The sequence below is a fragment of the Streptomyces sp. NPDC005496 genome, from assembly GCF_042872045.1.
In the GTDB taxonomy this organism is placed as follows: domain Bacteria; phylum Actinomycetota; class Actinomycetes; order Streptomycetales; family Streptomycetaceae; genus Streptomyces.
Genome location: NZ_JBIAJQ010000001.1, coordinates 266,208 through 281,950 on the forward strand (window position 1 = coordinate 266,208; position 15,743 = coordinate 281,950).

At 72.1% G+C, this 15,743-nt stretch carries 14 protein-coding genes; 10 read left to right on the forward strand and 4 right to left on the reverse strand.

Going from position 1 to position 15,743, the window contains the following annotated elements:
- The first annotated feature begins 3 nt into the window (after positions 1–3).
- From tal to ACFYQQ_RS01410, 7 genes are all read left to right on the forward strand, one after another.
- Positions 4–1,149: a transaldolase gene (gene tal, locus ACFYQQ_RS01380; RefSeq protein ID WP_355788693.1), complete on the forward strand. Its 1,146-nt coding sequence runs from the start codon at positions 4–6 to the stop codon at positions 1,147–1,149.
- Positions 1,146–2,879 (forward strand): glucose-6-phosphate dehydrogenase, encoded by a 1,734-nt coding sequence (zwf, locus tag ACFYQQ_RS01385; RefSeq protein ID WP_355788695.1) that lies wholly within the window; start codon positions 1,146–1,148, stop codon positions 2,877–2,879. Before tal ends, zwf begins: the two co-directional genes overlap by 4 nt.
- Complete coding sequence (gene opcA, locus ACFYQQ_RS01390; protein WP_355788698.1) at positions 2,876–3,811, forward strand: glucose-6-phosphate dehydrogenase assembly protein OpcA; 936 nt, start codon at positions 2,876–2,878, stop codon at positions 3,809–3,811. The genes zwf and opcA overlap by 4 nt, the downstream gene beginning before the upstream one ends.
- Positions 3,804–5,453 (forward strand): glucose-6-phosphate isomerase, encoded by a 1,650-nt coding sequence (gene pgi / locus ACFYQQ_RS01395; protein WP_388902813.1) that lies wholly within the window; start codon positions 3,804–3,806, stop codon positions 5,451–5,453. Before opcA ends, pgi begins: the two co-directional genes overlap by 8 nt.
- Before the next feature lie 15 nt (positions 5,454–5,468).
- Positions 5,469–6,347, forward strand: coding sequence for a phosphogluconate dehydrogenase (NAD(+)-dependent, decarboxylating) (gnd, locus tag ACFYQQ_RS01400; RefSeq protein ID WP_356171585.1), 879 nt, complete (start codon positions 5,469–5,471; stop codon positions 6,345–6,347).
- 5 nt (positions 6,348–6,352) lie between these two features.
- Entirely contained in the window at positions 6,353–6,958 is a 606-nt protein-coding gene (locus tag ACFYQQ_RS01405; RefSeq protein WP_355795347.1) for a histidine phosphatase family protein, read from the forward strand.
- Positions 6,959–7,039: 81 nt separating this feature from the next.
- Entirely contained in the window at positions 7,040–7,495 is a 456-nt protein-coding gene (locus ACFYQQ_RS01410; protein ID WP_355795345.1) for a TerB family tellurite resistance protein, read from the forward strand.
- Positions 7,496–7,628: 133 nt separating this feature from the next.
- Here the strand turns inward: ACFYQQ_RS01410 and ACFYQQ_RS01415 are convergent, their stop codons facing one another.
- Together ACFYQQ_RS01415 and ACFYQQ_RS01420 are read right to left on the reverse strand one after the other, a co-directional pair.
- Positions 7,629–9,446 (reverse strand): bifunctional sugar phosphate isomerase/epimerase/4-hydroxyphenylpyruvate dioxygenase family protein, encoded by a 1,818-nt coding sequence (locus tag ACFYQQ_RS01415; RefSeq protein WP_388902816.1) that lies wholly within the window; start codon positions 9,444–9,446, stop codon positions 7,629–7,631.
- 84 nt (positions 9,447–9,530) lie between these two features.
- The gene (locus ACFYQQ_RS01420; RefSeq protein WP_356171569.1) at positions 9,531–10,406 is read right to left on the reverse strand and encodes a shikimate dehydrogenase; all 876 of its coding nucleotides are present in this window, start codon (positions 10,404–10,406) and stop codon (positions 9,531–9,533) included.
- 278 nt (positions 10,407–10,684) lie between these two features.
- Between ACFYQQ_RS01420 and ACFYQQ_RS01425 the strand changes: the two genes are divergently transcribed.
- Positions 10,685–11,350, forward strand: coding sequence for a TetR/AcrR family transcriptional regulator (locus ACFYQQ_RS01425; protein WP_355794116.1), 666 nt, complete (start codon positions 10,685–10,687; stop codon positions 11,348–11,350).
- 367 nt (positions 11,351–11,717) lie between these two features.
- Positions 11,718–13,013, forward strand: coding sequence for an MFS transporter (locus tag ACFYQQ_RS01430; protein ID WP_356171582.1), 1,296 nt, complete (start codon positions 11,718–11,720; stop codon positions 13,011–13,013).
- A gap of 420 nt (positions 13,014–13,433) precedes the next feature.
- On the opposite strand, the gene ACFYQQ_RS01435 is transcribed toward ACFYQQ_RS01430, so the two are convergent.
- Positions 13,434–14,036, reverse strand: a complete 603-nt coding sequence (locus tag ACFYQQ_RS01435; RefSeq protein WP_355793461.1) for a TetR/AcrR family transcriptional regulator — start codon at positions 14,034–14,036, stop codon at positions 13,434–13,436.
- Between the two features lie 199 nt (positions 14,037–14,235).
- On the opposite strand from ACFYQQ_RS01435, the gene ACFYQQ_RS01440 reads away from it, so the two are divergent.
- A complete protein-coding gene (locus tag ACFYQQ_RS01440; RefSeq protein WP_355793459.1) occupies positions 14,236–15,198 on the forward strand; it encodes an NAD(P)-dependent oxidoreductase in 963 nt (320 codons plus the stop codon).
- Here the strand turns inward: ACFYQQ_RS01440 and ACFYQQ_RS01445 are convergent.
- Complete coding sequence (locus tag ACFYQQ_RS01445) at positions 15,151–15,654, reverse strand: TIGR03618 family F420-dependent PPOX class oxidoreductase (RefSeq protein ID WP_355793457.1); 504 nt, start codon at positions 15,652–15,654, stop codon at positions 15,151–15,153. The two genes, ACFYQQ_RS01440 and ACFYQQ_RS01445, sit on opposite strands and share 48 nt — an antisense overlap.
- Positions 15,655–15,743 lie beyond the last annotated feature (89 nt).

Below are 15,743 nucleotides of genomic sequence, written 5' to 3' on the forward strand. Positions count from 1 at the left end.
AAGATGATCACTGTGACCGAAGCAACCGCAGCCGCGGGAGCCCTGAAGCGCCTCTCCGACGAAGGCGTCTCCATCTGGCTGGACGACCTGTCGCGCAAGCGGATCACGTCCGGCAACCTCGCCGGACTCGTCGAGCACCAGCACGTGGTGGGCGTCACCACCAACCCCTCGATCTTCCAGGCCGCCATCGGCTCCGGCGAGGGCTACGAGGAGCAGCTCGCCGACCTCGCCGTACGCGGCGTCACGGTCGAAGAGGCCGTGCGCATGATGACCACGCAGGACGTCCGCGCCGCCGCCGACGTGCTGCGGCCCGTGTACGAGGCGACGGACGGCCGCGACGGACGGGTGTCCATCGAGGTCGACCCGCGTCTGGCGCACCGCACCGACGCGACGGTCGCCGAGGCCAAGCAGCTCGCCTGGCTGGTGGACCGGCCGAACGTCATGATCAAGATCCCGGCCACCGAGGCGGGCCTCCCGGCGATCACCGAGGTCATCGGCCTCGGCATCAGCGTGAACGTCACGCTGATCTTCTCGCTGGAGCGCTACCGCGCCGTGATGGACGCCTACCTGGCCGGTCTGGAGAAGGCCGGGGCCGCGGGCATCGACCTGTCCGGCATCCACTCCGTCGCCTCCTTCTTCGTCTCCCGCGTCGACAGCGAGATCGACAAGCGGCTGGCGAAGGTGGGCACCGACGAGGCGCTCGCGCTCAAGGGCCGCGCCGCGCTCGCCAACGCGCGCCTGGCCTACGAGGCGTACGAGGAGGTGTTCGGCGGTGACCGCTGGGCCGCCCTCGGCGCTGCCCGTGCCAACCGGCAGCGCCCCCTGTGGGCCTCGACCGGCGTCAAGGACCCGTCGTACAAGGACACGCTGTACGTCGACGAGCTGGTCGCGCCGGGCACGGTCAACACGATGCCGGAGACCACCCTCAGGGCCACCGGAGACCACGGAGACATCCGCGGCGACACGGTGACCGGCGGCTACGCGCAGGCGCGCGCCGACCTGGCGGCCGTCGAGGGCCTCGGCATCTCCTACGACGAGGTCGTCGCGCAGCTGGAGGACGAGGGCGTGGCGAAGTTCGAGGCCGCCTGGCAGGACCTGCTGGAGGCCGTGGCGACGTCGCTGGAGCACAAGGGAGTTGAGGGGGCATGAGCGGGACACCCACCGAGGACACGGCGGGGCGGGAGGCCGGCGGGACGCCGGCCTCCCCCGCCGGGGAATCGAGGAACAGCGCGGCGAAGGCGGCCCCGAAGCGGGCGAAGGCCGAGGCGGCGAAGCCGGAGGCGGACACCACCGGGGCCGCGGCCGAGGACGTCCCCGCGGACGTGGCGAAGGCCCTCGGCGTGACCGGCGCCGACGCCGACTGGCGGAACCCCCTGCGCCATCCCCAGGACCGCAGGCTGCCCCGGATCGCGGGCCCCTCCGGGCTCGTCATCTTCGGCGTCACCGGTGACCTCTCCCGCAAGAAGCTGATGCCGGCCGTCTACGACCTCGCCAACCGCGGTCTGCTGCCGCCGGGCTTCTCGCTCCTCGGGTTCGCCCGGCGCGAGTGGGAGGACCAGGACTTCGCGCAGGTGGTGCACGACTCCGTGCGTGAGCACGCCCGCACCGAGTTCCGCGAGGAGGTCTGGCAGCAGCTCGCCGAGGGCATGCGGTTCGTCCCGGGCGACTTCGACGACGACACGGCGTTCAAGCAGCTGCGCGCGGCCGTCGAGGAGCTGGACGCCTCGCGCGGCACCAGCGGCAACTACGCCTTCTACCTCTCCGTACCGCCGAAGTTCTTCCCGAAGGTCGTGCAGCAGCTCAAGCGGCACGGGCTCGCGGACGCGCCCGAGGGTTCCTGGCGGCGCGCGGTCATCGAGAAGCCGTTCGGCCACGACCTGGCGAGCGCGCGCGAGCTGAACGCGATCGTGCACGAGGTGTTCGACCCGGACCAGGTGTTCCGCATCGACCACTACCTCGGCAAGGAGACCGTCCAGAACATCCTGGCGCTCCGCTTCGCCAACCAGATGTACGAGCCGATCTGGAACCGGTCGTACGTGGACCACGTGCAGATCACGATGGCCGAGGACATCGGCATCGGTGGCCGGGCCGGCTACTACGACGGCATCGGTTCCGCCCGTGACGTCATCCAGAACCACCTGCTCCAGCTGATGGCCCTGACGGCCATGGAGGAGCCGGCCGCCTTCGACGCCGAATCGCTGCTCACCGAGAAGCTGAAGGTCCTCAGGGCGGTGAAGCTGCCGGAGAACCTGGGCGAGCACACCGTGCGCGGCCAGTACGCGGCGGGGTGGCAGGGCGGCGAGAAGGTCGTCGGCTACCTCCAGGAGGACGGCATCGACGCGAAGTCGAAGACCGACACCTTCGCCGCCGTCAAACTGCAGATCGACAACCGCCGTTGGGCGGGCGTCCCCTTCTACCTGAGGACCGGCAAGCGGCTCGGCCGGCGGGTGACGGAGATCGCGGTCGTCTTCCAGCGCGCCCCGCACTCCCCCTTCGACCACACGGCGACGGAGGAGCTCGGCTCGAACGCGATCGTCATCCGCGTCCAGCCCGACGAGGGCATGACCGTGCGCTTCGGATCGAAGGTGCCGGGTACGTCGATGGAGATCCGGGACGTGTCGATGGACTTCGCGTACGGCGAGTCGTTCACGGAGTCCAGCCCGGAGGCGTACGAACGGCTGATCCTGGACGTGCTGCTCGGCGACGCCAATCTCTTCCCCCGTCATCAGGAGGTGGAAGAGTCCTGGAAGATCCTCGACCCGATCGAGGTCCACTGGGACACCCACGGCAAGCCCGCGCAGTACGCCTCGGGCACCTGGGGCCCCAAGGAAGCCGACGAGATGCTCGCACGAGACGGACGGAGCTGGCGCAGGCCATGAAGATCGACCTGACCGACACCACGGCAAGCAAGATCAACAAGGCTCTTGTGAAGGGCCGCCGGGCCATCGGCACGCCGGCCGTGGGCATGGTCCTCACGATGGTCATCGTGACCGACGAGGAGAACGCCTACGACTCCATCAAGGCGGCCGAGGAGGCGTCGCGCGAGCACCCCTCGCGCACCCTGGTCGTCATCAAGCGCCACGCCAGGACCCCGCGCGACCGCACCAACTCGCGTCTGGACGCCGAGGTCCGGGTGGGCGCCGACGCCGGCACCGGCGAGACCATCGTGCTGCGCATGTACGGCGAGGTGTCCGACCACGCCGACTCCGTCGTCCTGCCGCTGCTGCTGCCCGACGCGCCGGTCGTCGTCTGGTGGCCGGTGGACGCGCCGCAGATCCCGGTCAAGGACCCGCTGGGCGCCCTCGCCGCGCGCCGTATCACCGACATGTACGCGGTCGAGACGCCGCTCGCCGCGCTGGAGGCCCGCGCCGCCGCGTACGCGCCCGGTGACACCGACCTGGCGTGGACCCGGCTGACGCCGTGGCGCTCGATGCTGGCCGCCGCGCTCGACCAGGCCCGGACGAAGGTGATCTCGGCCGCCGTGGAGAGCGAGGCCGAGAACCCGAGCGCCGAGCTGCTGGCCCGCTGGCTGGAGGCCCGCCTCGGGGTCGCCGTCGAGCGGGTCGTCACCGCGGGTCCCGTCGTCACCGCCGTCCGGCTGGGCACCGAGAACGGCGAGATCCGCATCGACCGCCCCGAGGGGCCGCTGGCCACCCTGGCCCTGCCGGGCCAGCCCTCGCGCACCCTGGCTCTGAAGGTGCGCAGCACCTCCGAGCTGATCGCCGAGGAGCTGCGGCGCCTCGACGCGGACGAGATGTACGCCGTCGCCCTGCGGGGCGAGGGCACCAAGGAGATTCCCACCGATGTCTGACACCCCCAAGCTCACGCACCGTCCCGAGTGGACGGCGCTGGAGGACCACCGCGCGCAGGAGATGCTGCACCCGCGGCTGCGTGAGCTGTTCGCCGCGGACCCCGGGCGCGCGGACCGCTACACCGTGCGCGTCGGCGATCTGCGCATCGACTACTCCAAGCACCTGATCACGGACGAGACCCTGGCGCTGCTCCAGGAACTGGCCACGGCCACCGGCGTGTTCGGGCAGCGGGACGCCATGTTCCGCGGCGAGAGGATCAACGTCACCGAGGACCGGGCCGTGCTGCACACGGCGCTGCGCGCCCCGCGCGACGCGGTGGTCGAGGTCGACGGGGAGAACGTCGTGCCGGGTGTGCACGCCGTGCTCGACCGGATGGCCGACTTCGCCGGGCGCGTCCGCTCGGGTGAGTGGACCGGGCACACCGGCAGGCGCATCAGGAACGTCGTCAACATCGGCATCGGCGGCTCCGACCTCGGTCCGGCGATGGCCTACGACGCGCTGCGGGCGTTCGCCGACCGCTCGCTGACGGTGCGGTTCGTGTCGAACGTGGACGGCGCCGACCTGCACGAGGCCGTCCGCGACCTGGACCCGGCGGAGACGCTGTTCGTCGTCGCGTCCAAGACCTTCACCACGATCGAGACGATCACCAACGCCACCTCGGCGCGGACCTGGCTGCTCGCCGGGTTCGACGGCGACGAGAAGGCGGTCGCGAAGCACTTCGTGGCGCTGTCGACGAACGCCGGCAAGGTCGCGGACTTCGGCATCGACACGGCCAACATGTTCGAGTTCTGGGACTGGGTCGGCGGCCGCTACTCCTTCGACTCCGCGATCGGCCTGTCCCTGATGATCGCGATCGGCCCCGACCGCTTCCGCGAACTGCTCGACGGGTTCAGGACCGTGGACGAGCACTTCCGCACCGCGCCCGCCGAGTCCAACGCCCCGCTGCTGCTGGGCCTGTTGGGCATCTGGTACGGGAACTTCTTCGACGCGCAGTCGCACGCGGTGCTCCCGTACTCGCACTACCTCTCCAGGTTCACCGCCTACCTCCAGCAGCTCGACATGGAGTCCAACGGCAAGTCGGTGGACCGCGAGGGACGCCCCGTGGAGTGGCAGACCGGCCCGGTCGTCTGGGGCACCCCCGGCACCAACGGCCAGCACGCCTACTACCAGTTGCTGCACCAGGGCACCAAGTTGATCCCGGCGGACCTGATCGGGTTCGTCAACCCGGTCGACGAACTGAGCGACGAACTCAAGGCGCAGCACGACCTGTTGATGGCCAACCTCTTCGCGCAGGGCCAGGCGCTGGCCTTCGGCAAGACGCCGGACGAGGTGCGCGCCGGGGGGGTGCCCGAGGAGCAGGTCCCGCACCGCACGTTCCGCGGCGACCACCCGACGACCACCGTCCTGGCGACCGAGCTGAGCCCCTCGGTCCTCGGCCAGCTGATCGCGCTCTACGAGCACAAGGTGTTCGTCCAGGGCGCGATCTGGAACATCGACTCCTTCGACCAGTGGGGCGTCGAACTCGGCAAGGTCCTCGCCAAGCGCGTCGAACCCGCGCTCACCGAGGGCGCCGACGTGCCCGGGCTCGACCCCTCCACCGCCGCCCTCGTGGCCGCCTACCGCACTCTCAGGAAGAAGTGAACTGACATGACCACGATGCAGCTCGGACTCATCGGCCTCGGCAGGATGGGCGGCAACATGCGCGAGCGGATACGCCGCGCCGGCCACACCGTCATCGGCTACGACCGCAATCCCGACCTCGCCGACGTGAACAGCCTCGCCGAACTCGTCGAGAAGCTCGAAGGCCCGCGTGTGGTGTGGGTGATGGTGCCCGCGGGCGGTCCGACCCAGTCCGTCGTCGACGAACTCGGCGATCTGCTGGAGGCCGGCGACACCATCGTGGACGGCGGCAACTCCCGCTGGACCGACGACGAGAAGCACGCCGAGCAGCTGGCGGCCAAGGGCATCGGCTTCGTCGACGCGGGCGTCTCGGGCGGCGTGTGGGGCCTGGAGAACGGCTACGCCCTCATGGTCGGCGGCGACGCGGAGAACGTCGCCAAGGTGCAGCCGATCTTCGACGCGCTCAAGCCCGAGGGCGACTTCGGGTTCGTGCACGCGGGCAAGGTCGGCGCCGGCCACTTCTCCAAGATGGTCCACAACGGCATCGAGTACGCCATGATGCAGGCCTACGCCGAGGGCTGGGAGCTGCTGGAGAAGGTCGACTCCGTCACCGACGTGCGCGAGGTCTTCCGGTCCTGGCAGGAGGGCACGGTCATCCGCTCCTGGCTGCTCGACCTCGCCGTCAACGCCCTGGACGACGACGAGCACCTGAACAAGCTGCGCGGCTACGCGGAGGACTCCGGTGAGGGCCGCTGGACCGTCGAGGCGGCCATCGACAACGCCGTCCCGCTGCCCGCGATCACCGCGTCGCTCTTCGCCCGCTTCGCCTCCCGGCAGGACGACTCGCCGCAGATGAAGATGATCGCCGCCCTGCGCAACCAGTTCGGCGGCCACGCCGTCGAATCGGCGAAGTAGGCGTCATGGGCGACCTGCTGCTGGTCCGCCACGGCGAGACCGAGTGGAGCGTGTCGGGGCAGCACACCAGCTGGACCGACCTGCCCCTGACGCGGCACGGCGAGGAACAGGCCGCGTCCCTCGCCCCGCTGCTCGCCGGCCGGACCTTCGCCCTCGCGCTCACCAGCCCGCTGGCCCGCGCGCTCCGCACGGCGGAACTCGCGGGCCTGTCCGGGGCCGTACCGGACCCGGACCTGCACGAGTGGGACTACGGCGCGTACGAGGGCGTCACGACCGTCGAGATCCACCGGACCCGGCCCGACTGGTTCCTCTGGGACGACGGGGTGCCGCCCGGTCCCGACGGTCATCCCGGCGAGTCCCCCGAGGAGGTGGGACGACGGGCCGACCGCGTGCTGGCCCGGGTGGCGCCCGCCCTTAGGGACGGGGACGTGGTGCTGGTCGCCCACGGACACTTCCTGCGTGTGCTCACCGCCCGCTACCTGGGGCTTCCGGCCTCCCACGGGCGGCTCTTCCAGCTCGCGACGGGCACGGTCGGGCGGCTCTCCACCGAGCACGAGCGCCCGGTCGTGGCCGAATGGAACAGCCCAGGAACTTCTGTGCCGGTCCACTAGTTCCCACGGTGCTGTAGCAACCGAAGAGGTCCCGGCCCGCCCCTCCCGGCGGGCCGGCCCTCGACAACGTATGGAGTTCTCATGGCCCTGTGGGACCGCATCAAGGAGTCCGCGTCGACGATGCAGACCCAGCTCGTGGCGAAGAAGAACGACCTCACGAGCGGTGCCTTCCGCGACGCGAGCATGGCGATGTGCGCGCTCGTCGCCGCCGCCGACGGCTCGATCGACGCATCCGAGCGGCAGCGGGTGAGCCAGCTGATCGCCACGAACGAGGTGCTGAGGAACTTCGACGCCGCCGACCTCCAGCGGCGCTTCGACGACAACCTGAACAAGCTGACGGCCGACTTCGCCCTGGGCAAGGTCAGCGTCCTCCAGGAGATCGCCAAGGCCAAGAAGAAGCCCGCCGAGGCCCGCGCCGTGATCCAGATCGGCATCGTCATCGGCGGAGCCGACGGCGACTTTGACAAGGACGAGCAGGCCATCGTGCGCGAGGCCTGCTTCACGCTGGACCTGCCGCCGCACGAGTTCGACCTGTAGCCGTACCGACGCCGCCCGCCCCGGCCCCGTCCGCCGAGGGAGCGGCCGCAGTTCCCGGCCCGGGTCACCGCAGCGCGCGGTGTCCCGGGCCTCTGCGCTGCCAAACGCGCCGTCCCGGCCTCCGGCGTCCTGGTCAGCGGACGGGACGCGAGGCGTGCTGCGCCGCGAGCCGCACCGGGGCGTTCACCGCTCCGTAGCCGCGGTAGCCGCCGTCGCGCTGGACGAGTTCGAAGAAGACGCGGCCGACGGTCTCGGTCCAGCAGTGGCGGAACTCCCCTTCCGCGTCACGGTCGTAGAGGATGCCGAGTTCACGGTACGTCGCCAGCTCGCCGTCCGTGAACTCGTACCGGGCCGCCAGGTCGTCGTAGTAGTTCGCCGGGATCGGCAGCAGGCGCCCGCCCGCGGCCCGGAAGCGGCGGGCGGCGGCCACCACGTCCGCCGTGGCCAGCGCGATGTGCTGGGAGCGGGCGCCGTCGTCGGCGGGGCCGGGGCCCACTCCCAGGGCGATGCGGACGCTGCCGCCGGCGTCGGTGACGGCGCGGCTGCGGTGCAGGCCGTAGGGGTCCGCCACGTCGACGCTCTCCTGCGCGGCGAGTCCGAGCACGCTGCGGTGGAAGAGGGCGGCCTCGTCGAACTGGTGCCAGGGCTGGGTGAGCGCCAGGTGGTCGATGCGCTCGACGGGCCCCGGCGCCGAACCACCGGTAGCGCCGGACGGGCCCGGTCGCTCGTCCGTCCGCTCGAAGTCCTGCGTCCAGCTGGGGAGTTCAGGGCGGTTGGTGGCACAGAAGAAGAGTTCGGTGCCGTCGGGGGCGGACACCGCGTCGAGCGGCGCGTCCTCGGGAGCCCGGCGGCGGGGCAGGACCGGCGCGAGGAGGGCCTCGGCGCGACGGGCGGCTCCCGCGGGGTCGGGCGACTCCAGGCCGACGGCGGCGAGAGCGGTGCCGTCACGGCGGGCCTGCGGTCCCGTGTTGAGCAGGACACGGGCCTCGCCCTGCTGCCAGAGGTCGACAGGCTTGCTGCGGTGCCGGGCGGTGCGGGTGAAGCCGAGGGCGCCCAGGACCGCCGAGACGGGTTCGGCGTCGGGGGTGACGAGTTCGGCGAAGGCCACGCCGGTGGGCACGACGGGTGCCGGCGGCGCGGCGAGACCGGCCGCCTCCTGGAGGACGAGCAGGGAGCGCTGGGCGTCGACGGCGGTCGGCCCGGCCTCCGCCTGGCGGAAGACGTCGTTGAACACCTCCAGGGAGAGCGGACCCCGGTATCCGGCGCGCATCACGTGGCCCAGCAGTCCGGCCAGGTCGAAGCCGCCCTGGCCGGGGAAGCAGCGGTAGTGGCGGCTCCACTGCAGGACGTCCATGGCCATCAGGGGGGCGTCGGCCAGCTGGAGGAAGAAGATCTTCTCGCCGGGGATGTCCTCGATGCCCTTCGGGTCGGAGCCCCGGGCGAGGATGTGGAAGCTGTCCAGGCAGGTGCCGAGGGCGGGGTGGCCGGCCGCCTCGACGATGCGCCACGCGTGGTCGTAGGTGTTCACGTGACGGCCCCACGCGAGGGCCTCGTACGCCACGCGGATGCCGAAGTCCCGTGCCACGTCGGCCAGAGCGCTCAGCTGCCCGGCGGCGAGCGCGTCGTCGTCGACGGCCAGGGGGGAGACGCTGGAGCACACCAGGACGGTGTCGGCGCCGAGCCGCTCCATGAGCGCGAACTTGTGCCGCGCCCGGCGCAGATTCCGCTCGAACTCGTCCTCCGGCACCGCCTCGATGTCGCGCATCGGCTGGTAGAGGTCGATGCCCAGACCGAGGTCGGCCGTGCGGGCGCGGATCTCCTCGGGGGTCAGCGGGCTCGCGAGCAGGTCGTTCTCGAAGATCTCGACGCCGTCGAAGCCCGCCCGGGCCGCGGCCGTGAGCTTCTCGGTCAGGGATCCGCTGAGCGAGACAGTGGCGATGGACGTACGCACGGGCTGCTCCTTCGTCGCTGGTGATTCGGTCCGGCCGGACGGGGGTCCGACACCGGGGGGCGCGTGCGGGCCCTGCCCGCGCGGTCAGCGCCGGGCTCCCGCCCCGTCCGCCAGTTCGGCGATGTCCGCCAGCATCCGGGCGGTGTCGGGTTCTCGCCCCGTGAACAGCCGGAACGCGTCCGCCGCCTGGAAGACGGCCATGCCGCCGCCGTCGAGGGTCGCGCAGCCGATCGCGCGGGCGGCGCGCAGCAGTTCGGTGTCCAGCGGCCGGTAGACCACCTCGGCGACCCACAGTTCGGGGCGCAGCAGCCCGGCAGGCAGGGGAAGGCCCGGGTGTGCGGCCATCCCGGTGGGGGTGGCGTGCACGACCCCGTCGGCCCGGGTCAGCAGCGGGGCCAGCGCGTCCGGCGTCGCGGCCCCGGCGCGCCCCTCGCCGAAGTGGCCGTTGAGCGCGGCGGCGAGCCCGGCGGCACGGTCACCGAGTGCGTCGACGACGCTCACGTGCCCCGCGCCCAGCGTGAGCAGGGCGTGGGCGACGGCAGCGCCCGCGCCTCCGGCCCCGAGCTGCACGACGCGCTCCAGCGGGGCGTCGGGCAGTCCTCGGGCGAAGGAGGCGGCGAATCCGGTGACGTCCGTGTTGTGTCCGACCGCGCGGCCGTCCTCGAAGACCACGGTGTTCACCGCGCCGAGCGCCTCGGCCTGCGGGGAGAGTGCGTCGAGGTGGGGGATGACGAGCTGCTTGCAGGGGTGGGTGACGTTGAGCCCGTCGAAGCCGAGGGCACGGGCGCTCCGCACGAGGTCGCCCACCGCCTCCGGTCCCCCGTCGAACCGGTCGACGTCGATGAGCCGGTACAGGTAGCGCAGCCCCTGCCGGTCGGCCTCCCGCTCGTGCAGCCCGGGGCTGAGGGAGGGGCCGATGCCGGAACCGACGAGGCCGACGAGATACGAGTCCTGGGTCACGGCGGCCTCCTGAGCGATGCCTTGCCTGGCGTACGACGGTGCGCGTCGGGTCCGCGCCCGCCGCTAATGTACGAACTAGTACGTTAGTAATAGCAGGATCTCGTGGCGGCGGGAACCCCCACCCGAGCCTCGTCCGGCAGCCGGCCCGGACGGAGGGCACCCCCCGGGTACCGCTCGACGCGTCCCGCCCCGGCCCCTCCACCCTCCGAGACCGGCGGCCGCGGGGCGGCGGCCTGCTTCTACAATCGCGAGCACTGGCCCCCGCCCGAAGGAACCCGATGACCAGCGTCGAAGAACCGGCACGACCCAACGGCCGTATTCGCGACGCCGCGCGTACCAGGGCCGAGATCCTCGACGTGGCCACCGAGGAGTTCGCGCGCGCCGGCTACACGGGCGCCCGCGTGGACGAGATCGCCGCCCGCACCCGCACCACGAAGCGGATGATCTACTACTACTTCGGCGGCAAGGAGCAGTTGTTCACGGCCGTCCTGGAGCGGGCGTACTCCGTGATCCGGCAGGCCGAGCAGGAGTTGGACGTCGAGCACCTGGACCCGGTCGCGGCCATCCGCCGCCTCGCCGAGGTCACGTTCGACCACCACGAGAGGCATCCCGACTTCATCCGCCTGGTGAGCATCGAGAACATCCACGGCGCCGAGCACATCGCCGCGTCCGAGGAGCTGGGCAGGATCGGCTCGCCCGCACTGGACGTGATCCGCCGCATCCTGGAGGCGGGCCGCAGCTCGGGCCTGTTCACGGCCGACGTCGACGCCGTGGACCTGCACGCGATGATCAGCGCGTTCTGCTTCTTCCGGGTCGCCAACAGGCATACCTTCGGCGCCCTGTTCGGCCGTGACCTGGTCGCCTCCGGCCGGCGCGAGCACTACCGCACCATGCTCGGCGACATGGTCATCGCCTATCTGACGGCCGACCGCTCCGCGGACTGAGCTCGCCGCCGCCCGGCCACCGACCCACCATCAACAGCGCGCCCGAGCTGCGCTTTCGCCGCCGGTCGTCAGCCGAGGGGCGATCAGCGGACCGCGGGCCGGGGGCCGGCATGGGTCCCGAGGTCCCCCGGCGCGACCTCTTGACAGGACGGAAACGCGGGCGCAACATCCGTAGCCAATCCGCTACTAACTATCCAGTGGGTTAATTAGCCGGGGCGCGCACCCGGCGCAGCCGACCCGCACACCCCAGGGATCCGGCTCCTCCCCCTCCGTCACTCCCGTCCCCGGAGTTCCCTCGAAGGAGCACGCCGTGCCTGCCCCCGCCACACCGCTCGACGCCCCTCCCGGCCAGCCCCGGAAGGCCGCCATGGCCGCCTGGATCGGCAGCGCCCTGGAGTACTACGACTTCTTCATCTACGGCAGCGCCGCCGCGCTGATCTTCCCCAAGGTCTTCTTCGACGAGTCGGACCCGGCCACCGCGACGCTGCTGTCGCTGGCCACGTTCGGTGTCGCCTACGCCGCGCGCCCGGTCGGCGCGCTGTTCCTCGGGCACTTCGGCGACCGCGTCGGCCGCAAACGGATCATGGTCTTCACACTGATGCTGATGGGCCTCTCCACGTTCCTCATCGGCTGTCTGCCGACCCGGAGCCAGGTGGGCGACCTCGCGCCGGTCCTGCTCGTGCTGTGCCGGGTGCTCCAGGGCATCTCCGCGGCCGGCGAGCAGGCCAGCGCCAACTCCATGTCCCTGGAACACGCTCCGGCGGACCGGCGCGGCTTCTTCACCAGCTTCACCCTCAGCGGCACCCAGGGCGGGCAGCTCCTGGCGACCCTGGTCTTCCTGCCGATCGCCGCGCTCCCCGAGGACCAGCTCCTGTCGTGGGGCTGGCGCGTCCCGTTCTGGCTGAGCGTCGCGGTCGCCGTCGTCGGCTTCGTCATCCGCCGCACGCTCCAGGAGACTCCGGCCTTCACGCAGCAGGCCGCCACGGAAGGGGTGGTCCGGCTGCCGCTGGCCGTACTGCTGCGCGACCACCGCGCGGACGTGCTCCGGGTCGTCGCGGGCGCCGTCATCGCCTCCGTGAGCACGATCTTCACGGTGTGGGCGCTGGCGTACGCGACCAGCGACGCGGTCGGCATGTCCCGCTCCGGGATGCTGTGGGTGGGCGCGCTCGCCAACGTCGTCGCCCTCGGCGCCATCCCGCTGTGGGCGACGCTCTCCGACCGCATCGGCCGGCGTCCGGTCTTCCTCGTCGGCGCCGTCGGCAGCGCGGTCGCCATGTTCGGTTACCTGTGGGCCATCTCGACGGGCTCCTACCCGCTGGTGCTCGTGCTGGGCATCGTCGCCTTCGGTGTCGTCTACAGCGCCGCGAACGGCGTGTGGCCCGCCTTCTACGGCGAGATGTTCTCCACCCGGGTGCGGCTGTCCGGCATGGCCATCGGCACCCAGATCGGCTTCGCCGTGGCCGGGTTCGCCGTCACGTTCGCGGCGCGGATCGCCGGCCCGGACGGCGACGACTGGTCCGCCGTGGCCCTGTTCACGGCGGCCCTGTGCGTCCCGCCGGTCATCGCCGCCGTCACCGCCCGCGAGACGCACAAGGTGCCGACCGAGGAACTCGGCGTGCGGACGCCGCGCACGGCCTCCCGACAGGAGTCCGTCCCCGCCTGACCGTACCGAGGCCGCCCGGTCCCCGACCGCACAGCGCAGTTGGGGACCGTGGGCAACGGCGGCCCCCTCAAGTCCCTTCTCCTGTACGGCTGTTCAGGACGCCGGCGACATCCGACACCCTTCGTCCGTCGCCCCCGTCGCCCGGCACGGACCGTCGCTCAGGTGGTCCGCCCGGGCACCGAATCCCTCACACCGGAGCGATCAAGGCGCCGCTACGGGCGGACACCGCACGCCCGGCGTCGTAGAGTTCGACTTCGCGCACACCGGCCGGGTTCAGGGACGGCCGGTGTGCGCGGAGCGCGCCGCCCCACGGTGAGGGCGGCGAACGACACTCGGCACCACGGCTCCCCCGGCCCGCTCACACGAGAGCGCGCGGAGCTGCCGGCGAACTCCAGCGCGGCGAGAGCCACTTGGCAGCGGTCACGCCCCGCGGTCGACACTCGCGTCCAGCAAGGGGCCCAGCTCACGGGCCACGGTCGTCAGGGCGCGTACGTCCTGTTCGGTCCTGGCGATCAGCAAAGCGCCCTCCAGCGCGCTGATCATGAGCGTCGCGAGGGGCTCGGCCCGGTCGGCCGGTACACCCATGTCCGTCAACGCCCCCGCCACCGGCCCGGTCCAGGACGCGAACGCGGCGGCGGCGGCGGCGGCGGTGCGGGTGGACTCGGTGGATCCCACGCAGTCCACCGTCGCGGCGGCCACCGGGCAGCCCGACGCGAAGCCGAGCGAGCCGTACTCGTCGGTCCACTGCCGCACCATCGCGGCGAACAGCCCACTCGGGCTCGGTTCGTCCAGTTCGGCGAGGAAACGCGCGACGCGCCGTCCGGCGTAGCGCCCCGCCCAGCCGACCGCCTCGTTGACCAACTGCTCCTTGCCGCCCGGGAAGTAGTGCTGGAGCGATCCGCGTGGCGCGCCCGCGTGCGCGGCGACGTCCCGCATCCCGGTGGCGGTGACGCCCTGGCGGCGGATGAGCTGGGCCGCGCTGAAGACCATCCGCTCGCGCGGCCCCCGCTCGGAATCCTTCATGTCCGACCTCCCGTCGCGCCCGCGTCACTCTCGCCCGGCTGGACCGGGCGTCCGTGGAAGCCCCCGGGCACGGGCCGCCGGGCGGCCCGGCGGGAAACGTCCACTCCCACTATGACAGCTGTCATGAAGCTGGCTACTATGACAGCTGTCATAGTCGGCGAGCGGTGGCCCACGGGCCGGCCGGAGAAGGCGGTGCGTCGTGCGGGTGGGATTCCTCGGCCTCGGGGTCATGGGGCAGCCGATGGCCCTCAATCTGGCCCGGGCCGGTACGCCCCTGATCGTGTGGAACCGCACCGCCGCCAGGGCGGAGCCCCTGCGCGCCGCGGGTGCCGACGTCGCCGCCGGTCCCGCCGAGGTCCTGGCCCGCGCGGACGTCACGTTCCTGATGCTGGCCCACGAGACGGCCACCGACGAGGTCCTCGGCCGCGGTACCCCCGGCTTCGCGGCCCGCGTCGAGGGGCGCACCCTCGTGCACATGGGCACGACGTCACCGGAGTACTCGCGGGAACTCGGAGCCGACGTGCTGGCGGCGGGCGGCCGTTACGCGGAGGCGCCCGTGTCGGGTTCCCGGGTGCCCGCCCAGGAGGGACGGCTCGTGGCGATGCTGGCCGGGGACGAGGCGACCGCGGCGGCCGTACGCCCGCTCCTCGCCCCGATGTGCCACGAGACGTTCGACTGCGGTCCGGTGCCGAACGCCCTGCTGATGAAGCTCTCGGTGAACCTGTTCCTGATCACGCTCGTCACCGGTCTCGGCGAGGCCTTCCACTTCGCCGAACGGCAGGGTCTGGACCGGAAGTTGTTCCTCGACGTGCTCGACGCGGGCCCGATGGCGAGCGGGGTCTCCCGGATGAAGGCGCCCAAGCTGCTGACCGGGGACTTCTCGGTCCAGGCGGCCGTCCAGGACGTACTGATGAACAACCAGCTGATCGCCGGGGCCGCCCGCCGGGCGGGGCTCGCCTCGCCCCTCCTGGACGTCTGCCACGCCCTGTTCGGCGAGGCCGTGTCGCAGGGGCACGGGGGCGCGGACATGATCGCCGTCCTGCGCGCGATCGAGGCCCGGACCGACGCCGGCGCGAGGTCCGACGACGGCCGGGACGCCTCGCCCGGCTCCGGGTCAGCGCTCGCGCGGGATGCCGTACGCGCGCTCCACCCGCAGCCGTAGGACGAGACGGCGGTCGCGGACCATCGCGGCGCGGTAGTCGTCCCAGTCCGGGTGCTCGCCCTGGACGTCCCGGTAGAGCCGGATCAGTTCCTCGACGGTCTCGTCGTGCGGGTCCCGCGCCACGGGCGTGAGGTCCGCCGTGCCCTCGGCCACCGTGTACGCCCACCGGTCGTCGCTGGTCACGTGGTACGACGCCCGCGGGTCCCGGCGCAGGTTCCGGGTCTTGGCGCGGTCGTCGGTGAGCGAGACCCGGACGGTCCGCTCGTCCGGGTAGTACGCGTGGTTCACGTTCGACAGCTGGGGCCTGCCGTCGCGCTTGAGGGTGACCAGCACTCCCCCGTCGTGCTCGGTGAGCAGAGCGAGCAGGGCGTCCTGCGCATCGTCGGGCCGCCCGCCCGCCCCGGTCCGGAGCGGGGTGGTCACGTCGTTCACGTCGTCGTGCGCTTCGTGGGTCATGCCTGCTCAACGCCGCGCCGCGCGTGGGGCATTCCGCGCGGGCGAGGCCGGTCCGACAGGGCGCCCTCCCGCCCGGCCCAGGCACCGAA